General features: G+C 44.1%; 7 protein-coding genes. 3 read left to right on the plus strand and 4 right to left on the minus strand.

Features of this window, described 5'->3' with window-relative positions:
* Positions 1-2 precede the first annotated feature (2 nt).
* Positions 3-1,199 carry a BamA/TamA family outer membrane protein gene (locus tag AACR11_RS22740; protein ID WP_005451523.1) on the plus strand — a complete coding sequence of 399 codons (1,197 nt, stop codon included), beginning with the start codon at positions 3-5 and terminating at the stop codon, positions 1,197-1,199.
* Positions 1,200-1,250: 51 nt separating this feature from the next.
* Here AACR11_RS22740 and AACR11_RS22745 read toward each other — a convergent pair whose 3' ends face one another.
* On the minus strand, positions 1,251-1,670 hold the full coding sequence (locus AACR11_RS22745) for a secondary thiamine-phosphate synthase enzyme YjbQ (RefSeq protein ID WP_005451524.1): 420 nt from the start codon (positions 1,668-1,670) through the stop codon (positions 1,251-1,253).
* A 306-nt stretch (positions 1,671-1,976) separates the two neighbouring features.
* Between AACR11_RS22745 and pgi the strand changes: the two genes are divergently transcribed.
* Positions 1,977-3,629 (plus strand): glucose-6-phosphate isomerase, encoded by a 1,653-nt coding sequence (gene pgi / locus AACR11_RS22750; RefSeq protein WP_029789964.1) that lies wholly within the window; start codon positions 1,977-1,979, stop codon positions 3,627-3,629.
* A gap of 100 nt (positions 3,630-3,729) precedes the next feature.
* Here the strand turns inward: pgi and AACR11_RS22755 are convergent, their stop codons facing one another.
* The 3 genes from AACR11_RS22755 to AACR11_RS22765 form a co-directional block, all read right to left on the minus strand.
* A complete protein-coding gene (locus tag AACR11_RS22755; protein ID WP_005381269.1) occupies positions 3,730-4,191 on the minus strand; it encodes a chemotaxis protein CheX in 462 nt (153 codons plus the stop codon).
* Positions 4,192-4,209: 18 nt separating this feature from the next.
* Complete coding sequence (gene zur / locus AACR11_RS22760) at positions 4,210-4,665, minus strand: zinc uptake transcriptional repressor Zur (RefSeq protein WP_009697566.1); 456 nt, start codon at positions 4,663-4,665, stop codon at positions 4,210-4,212.
* Between the two features lie 390 nt (positions 4,666-5,055).
* Positions 5,056-5,664, minus strand: coding sequence for a S24 family peptidase (locus tag AACR11_RS22765; RefSeq protein ID WP_069687584.1), 609 nt, complete (start codon positions 5,662-5,664; stop codon positions 5,056-5,058).
* 133 nt (positions 5,665-5,797) lie between these two features.
* On the opposite strand from AACR11_RS22765, the gene AACR11_RS22770 reads away from it, so the two are divergent.
* On the plus strand, positions 5,798-6,052 hold the full coding sequence (locus AACR11_RS22770; RefSeq protein WP_069687519.1) for a pyocin activator PrtN family protein: 255 nt from the start codon (positions 5,798-5,800) through the stop codon (positions 6,050-6,052).
* Positions 6,053-6,160 lie beyond the last annotated feature (108 nt).

Genomic DNA, 6,160 nt, shown 5'->3' on the forward strand with positions numbered 1-6,160 from the left:
CCATGAAGAAAAGGTTATTCTCAGTGCTGGCATTCTCTGCCAGCCTTTTTTTATCCCCGCAGATAGTCGCGAAAGAGAAAGACTCAGCATTTGTTCCGTTCTATTTCAGTACGGATACCATGGGTAGCACGATCGGTTTAGCTGGTGTGGCAAAAGGTGTTGGTCAACCTCAAGCTGCATTGTTTGGTATGGGGCTGTATTCTGAGAAAGATAGCTATGTCGGTTTTCTTTCTGCCTTCAACTACGCTTTGTCATCAAATCTTTTGTTTAGCACGCAAATGTATCAAGCGCGCTTTAACGACAACCCATATTACTTAGACAATCAAGGTTCAAACAACTCTTCAACGGAAGACAAAACGATAACCAATGGGGATGAAGAGAACTATAAACTCGAGTTCAAGTATTTGCTTCCTTGGGGTAACGTTCGTGAACATGGGTTACTTGGTGCATTCCAACCTATTCGCGATGTAAGTTTTGCTTCTCCGGTCGATTCTGGTGTCAGCTCAATTATCTTCACGCCGTTTTATTCTTCTCGTGAATTAGACATCTACAACGATAAGAAAGAAGAAGCGACAGGGTTTAGCCTGACATTTGACTGGGACAACCGCGACAGTGTGCGTAATACCACGCGAGGCTCCCATACCTCGTTTGATTTAACCACAGGAGCAGACAGCTTACAGTCGGAAGACTTATGGCTAAAGTGGGAGTTCCAAAACAGTCAGTACTATTCCCTAGGTCCGTTAGGTGATTGGTTTGATCAGCAAGTTCTGGCATTCGATTTCTATACTGCAGATACACCGACATGGAATCAGTGCGATGGCGCAGTATGTAGTCGTCCTCCAGAGCAGGAGCAAGTTCGCTTGGGTGGCTTGTATCGCTTGCGTGGTTATACGGCGGGTCGTTACCATGGACGCAGCGCGATTCACTATTCTGCGGAATACCGCGTATTGCCAGACTGGCAGCCGCTTGATGATATTCCTCTGATCAACTATTACGACTTACCTTGGTGGCAATGGGTAGCGTTTGTTGAAGTGGGGCGAGTCGCGGACGATTATGACCTCAAGACATTGCATGAAGACATGAAATGGAACGTCGGTGGCGCAGTACGCTTCCAAGTGGAAGGGATTGTTGTTCGTGCCGAGATGGCAAAAGGTGCCGATGAAGGTACTTTCCGAGTCATGATAAACCAACCGTTCTAACTCGATATAAAACAAAGGCTAACCCTGAGGTTAGCCTTTGTTGTCTCTAAGCTATTCGCCGTTGATGGTGGCGATAATGCGTCGGCTGCCACCGTAGTCTCGATGCTCGCCTAAGTAAATGCCCTGCCATGTTCCCAACGCTAATTGACCGCTTTGAATAGGAATTGTCACACTGCTGCCAAGTAAAGACGCTTTTATATGAGCTGGCATGTCATCATCACCTTCATAAGTGTGTTGGTAGTAAGGGGCGCGCTCAGGCACAAACTTATTGAAGTGGGCTTCCATATCCATGCGTACTGTTGGGTCGGCATTTTCATTTAAAGTCAAACTGGCAGACGTATGCTGAATGAATAAATGTAACAAACCTACTGAAAGCGATTGGATTTGTGGTAATTGTTGTTCAATTTCATCAGTGACCAGATGAAAGCCTCGGCTACGTGCTTTTAATTGCAGAGTTTTTTGTGCCCACATATGCGTTCCTTTGGAAAAATTTGGTTTGGCGTCTATCCTAATCCAATTAGAGCCTGTCATTAGTAAATGATATGATTCCCAACGTCATAAATGAATTGTTTAAATTCGAAACAGGGAACGTGACCTAACTCAATGTGAGTGTAAGGGCACTCAGTCATAATTGGCGACTGAAAAAAAATTACAAAGACTTGTTTTGTGGCAATTCGCCCAAACATCTCATTTATATTCTATTTGCTAAATCGGGGATTCCGCAGTTTTCGCTAGACTGTAAGGAATGGAACCTACTGTAACATCGGGATAAAGACCATGTTGAAAAATATCAATCCAACGCAAACACAAGCTTGGAAAGCGCTAACTGCGCATTTCGAATCTGCACAAGATATGGATCTGAAAGAGCTATTTGCTCAAGACGCTGCGCGTTTCGACAAATACTCAGCACGCTTCGGCTCAGACATCCTAGTCGATTACTCAAAGAACCTAATCAACGAGGAAACTCTGAAGCACCTGTTCGCTCTTGCTAACGAGACTGAGCTTAAGTCAGCAATTGAAGCGATGTTCAGTGGTGAAGCGATCAACAAAACAGAAGATCGCGCTGTTCTTCACACTGCACTGCGTAACCGCTCGAACAAACCTGTAATGGTTGGCGGCGAAGACGTAATGCCAGCGGTAAACGCGGTTCTAGAAAAAATTAAATCCTTCACTGAGCGTGTAATCGGCGGTGAGTGGAAAGGTTACACAGGTAAAGCAATCACAGATATCGTAAACATCGGTATCGGCGGCTCAGACCTTGGTCCTTACATGGTGACAGAAGCATTGGCACCATACAAAAACCACCTGAACCTACACTTCGTTTCTAACGTTGATGGTACTCATATCGTTGAGACTTTGAAGAAAGTAGACCCAGAGACAACACTATTCTTGATCGCGTCTAAGACGTTCACGACTCAAGAAACCATGACAAACGCGCACTCTGCTCGTGATTGGTTCCTAGAAACTGCTGGCGATCAAGCACACGTTGCTAAGCACTTCGCAGCGCTATCTACTAATGCTCCTGCGGTATCTGAGTTTGGTATCGACACAGACAACATGTTTGAGTTCTGGGACTGGGTTGGTGGTCGTTACTCACTATGGTCTGCAATTGGTCTTTCAATTGCATTAGCTGTAGGTTACGACAACTTCATCGAGCTTCTAGATGGTGCTCACGAGATGGATAACCACTTCGTGTCGACAGATCTAGAAAGCAACATCCCTGTGATTCTTGCTCTGATCGGTATTTGGTACAACAACTTCCATGGCGCTGAGTCTGAAGCAATCCTACCTTACGACCAGTACATGCACCGTTTCGCAGCGTACTTCCAGCAAGGTAACATGGAATCTAATGGTAAGTACGTTGACCGTGAAGGTAACGCAGTGACTTACCAAACTGGTCCTATCATCTGGGGTGAACCAGGAACTAACGGTCAGCACGCGTTCTACCAGCTGATTCACCAAGGCACTAAGCTGATCCCATGTGACTTCATTGCACCAGCAATCAGCCACAACCCAGCAAGCGATCACCACCAAAAACTGATGTCTAACTTCTTTGCACAAACAGAAGCATTGGCATTTGGTAAGTCAGCAGAAACAGTAAAAGCAGAATTTGCGAAAACAGGTAAGAGCGAAGAAGAAATGGCGTCTCTAGTACCGTTCAAAGTATTTGAAGGTAACCGCCCAACGAACTCTATCCTAGTTAAGCAAATCACACCTCGCACGCTAGGTAACCTGATCGCAATGTACGAGCACAAAATCTTCGTTCAAGGCGTTATCTGGAACATCTTCAGCTTCGACCAATGGGGTGTTGAGCTAGGCAAACAACTAGCGAACCAAATCCTACCTGAGCTAGCTGATGAGTCTGAAATCAACTCACACGATAGCTCGACAAACGGTCTAATCAATGCATTTAAAGCGTTTAAAGCTTAATGTTTGAATAGAAAAAGAAAAGGTCAGCAAATGCTGACCTTTTTTATTGCCTGAGGCAGAAACAAAATAGGTTGGTACGGACCAACCTATTTTGTTTCTATTATTCGAAACAAATCTCGATGAAGGCATTTCCCCACTGTGAAGAGAAAGGCATGATGATGATTGAGCCTTCACACTTGTGGCGAATGGTGTGACCTCGACCAGATACTACAACTGGTGTTGCCATATCAAAGTCAAACCCACTTTCCGCTAGAATGCGTTTCGCACCGCCTGTCACCATATTAGTGATCTCACCAACCATATCCGTCACTTCTTCGTTCAGTCCATTTGGACGTTCACCAAGCATGTTCTGCATGATTTCCAGTGCTAACGCTTCATCAAAGGTAATCGACATTGAGCCACGAGTTTGTGGGCCAACCATACCGATAAGACCAGAAACGTCACCTCGTGCGATCTCATCTTTCTTGATTCGCGGTTTTTGTGGCTTCAGTTCAAGCGAAGCCATAGTTTTTAGAACATTCATTAAAGAAGCTAAAAACGGGTTTACAAATTCAGCGCGCATAACGTTCTTCTATCTTTCTTATTTCGTCTCCGAGGAACATGCCTGGCATTCGCCATGGGTTTCGATAACTTGATTCGTCAGTTTGAATCCATGTTTCTCGGCGTTATTGGCTAATAAGGATATCAGCGTCTCGTCTTCAAGTTCAACGACATCGCCACATTTATCGCAAATTAGCAGTTGGAAAAAGTGCTGTTGAGTGTTGAACGAACAGCAAGTGATAAAGCTGTTGTTAGATTCCACTCGATGAATAAAGCCTTGTTCTAGAAGAAAATCTAATGCTCGGTATACCGTCGGTGGTTTCGCTTGTGGTTCACTCTCTTTCAGTTGCTCCAATAGCTCATACGCACTAGAGGCGCGGCGATTAGAACAAATGAGCTCAAAAACGCGTCGGCGTTGCGGCGTCAACCTTACTCCGCGCTCAGCGCAGATATGTTCAATTTGTTCAAGGATTGTTGGGTCCAAATCTTTCACCATAACTATCGGACGTGCTTTATGATAAACCATTTCTATACGAAGTTCGTTTAGAAAGGCTTCATTTTACCTACTATCAGAACGAAAATCATGAATTAAAGCAAGCCAGTGTATATCAGAGAGAGTAACCGATATCACAGAACGAGATCCCAATGCCGAAATATGTCTATTGGTAAGTAAGCTCACAACACTCGCATCCACTGCACAGTGGGTATACAATACCCGACTTCATTTTTTGAGCGCACCGTCGCGCTCTATCTTGGCAACGTAAAAACGGGTGTTTATATCATGACTCATTCTTGCAGGCTCTCTGTAGCACCAATGTTGGATTGGACTCACAATTGAGCTGTGATGGGGGCTTTCAGCCGATGATACGTACTATATCCGTACCTCTTAAATTTTACCGCCAGCCCAAATAACCCGCCCTAAAATTTCGAAATCAGTAGATTCAATTTCTTCGTGTGTCAGTTCCCAAGGTTCGTAGAATTGGCTGTTATCACTCTTGAAAATAATCTTAGTTGGTTGGAACTGTAAGCGTTTCACCATTACTTGACCGTTCACCCTAAATACATACACACCATCACCACTAAAATCCGTTATGCGGTGAACCATCATAATTGAACCATCTTTGAGTGCTGGATACATTGAATCGCCTTTTGCACGCATCGTGAAAACCTCAGTAGGGTTCACATGTAATTCATCGCGCAAATACCTTTCCGCAAAACTGAGCTCTGTTGCTGTTTCTACTTCAACCAAAGAGCCATGTCCCGCACTTGCTTCAATATCGTAATACGTCAAAGAAACCATTCCATCCTGCTGTGTATGTGTTTTCTTTTGTGATGAAAGTCTCATTTCCTGCATTACTCTTTCTGGGACTTTACCTCTGCTCTTCCATGTCTGAATGGTGTTGCGGGTAGTGCCCAAAGCCTTTGCTAAATCAACGTTTGTATATGTCTGAGTTAACTCTTTTAACTCATTAATTTGGTCGTCTACAGTGCTCATTGTGTTTTCTTTGTGTGCTCGTTTGGTTGAAGTATTTACTTGTGTGTGCATAATGAGTTCAAAGTGGGCTCATGAGCATTCAAAAGTATTTGAATGTGTCCGAATTAACTCAAGTGTACTACATGGTGATTATATGAACACACAATTTGCACTACTTGCACGGTTCCAAAGCACAACTATTGAACTGAAAAGTATTTCACAAGAGTTCTTTGGCATAACGCCTAAAACCGCCGAACAAAGAGCCAAAGCTCGAAACTTCCCTGTCCCTACATTCAAGTTGCGCGATTCTGAACGTAGCCCAACGTTCGTCTTAGTTAGTGATTTAGCTAATCACATCGACCGTCAATACGAGCAAGCCAAAAATGAATGGCAATCAGTGAATGATTAAGGAGCTGTTATGAACACACCAATTCACGCAATCAACATCGATGTCACTCATTCAAGCGAGGCTAAGTTGTTGCACTCAGTTATTGAGAATCACATGAACCCATGCAAT

Source organism: Vibrio sp. L85, from assembly GCF_963871815.1.
In the GTDB taxonomy this organism is placed as follows: Bacteria; Pseudomonadota; Gammaproteobacteria; order Enterobacterales; family Vibrionaceae; genus Vibrio; species Vibrio harveyi.